Source organism: Pseudoalteromonas aliena SW19 (genome assembly GCF_014905615.1).
Classification (GTDB): Bacteria; Pseudomonadota; Gammaproteobacteria; order Enterobacterales; family Alteromonadaceae; genus Pseudoalteromonas; species Pseudoalteromonas aliena.
On the sequence record NZ_AQGU01000012.1, the window covers coordinates 1 to 1,283 of the forward strand.

Sequence of the window (1,283 nt, forward strand, 5' to 3'; positions counted from 1 at the left end):
GGTAATGCTTTTCGGTCAATTTTTCCGTTGGCTGTTTGCGGCCACTGTGATAGTAAAATAAAGCGACTTGGGATCATGTATTCTGGTAACACGCTTCCTAATGCCTGCTTTAACGAAGCGAGCAACTCTACTTCTGATGTTCCCTCTACCACCGTTTTTGCGTAAGCAAGCAAACGTTGATTACCACTTTTATCTGTCACCGCCACAACTTGCGCTGAGTCTATCTGTTCATGCTCAGCAATCTGATACTCTATTTCACCCAGCTCTATTCTGAAGCCTCTAATTTTAACTTGATGATCTAAACGCCCCATATATTCTATATTGCCGTTACTGTCATAACGGACTAAGTCTCCCGTTTTATACAATCGGGCACTGCTCCCTAACTTACCCTCATTATAAAATGGATTGGTAATAAATCGCTCTTCGGTTAGCGCTGGACGATTTAAATATCCTCGTGCTAAACCATCTCCACCTATGTGTAATTCTCCACATGCACCTTGCGGGAGCAAATTGGCTTCATCGTCTAATATATACAATTGAATATTTTGGATCGGCTTACCAATCGGTATGCTACTGCCATGTGCCTGCGAACAATCCCAATAACTGACATCAATTGCCGCTTCGGTCGGACCATATAAGTTATGCAGTCCCGCCTTAGGCAGACACGCGTTAAATTGTGTCACATGGTTGATTTGTAACGCTTCACCACTACAAAACACGTGTTTTATTGACTCACAACGCCCTAAGTCACCATGCTCTAACATGACACCAAGCATCGATGGCACAAAGTGCAGTTTAGTGATCCCCGTTTCAATGATTAGCTCTGTTAAATAACTCGGATCTTTATGCCCCTCTGGTTTACTAATGACTAGTTGTGCGCCTTTAAGCATAGGCCACACAAATTCCCATACCGACACATCAAAACTATAGGGCGTTTTTTGAAGAATTTTATCACTGCTGTCACACCCATATTCACGGTCCATCCAATCAATACGATTGTGCAGCGCCTGATGTTCAATTAGCACGCCTTTTGGATTACCCGTTGAGCCTGATGTGTAAATCATATAAGCGAGATTGTGGGCATTCAGTCCTATTTCGCTTGGTATAATGTTTGTTTCACTATAAGTAGAAAATTGATGCTCAGATACACTCCCTAGTTGATCAAGTAATACCACGGTTGCACTGCTAAGCTCTACGTATTCAGTGACCGCTTTCACACTCAATACGACATGTGTATTGGCATCATTAACTAAATACTGAAGACGGGCTGATGGCAGTGCAGG

General features: G+C 42.8%; 1 protein-coding gene. It reads right to left on the reverse strand.

The window, feature by feature from the left end; genetic code table 11:
• A partial coding sequence (locus PALI_RS00065; RefSeq protein WP_193154362.1) for a non-ribosomal peptide synthetase occupies positions 1 to 1,283 on the reverse strand: 1,283 nt, incomplete at both ends.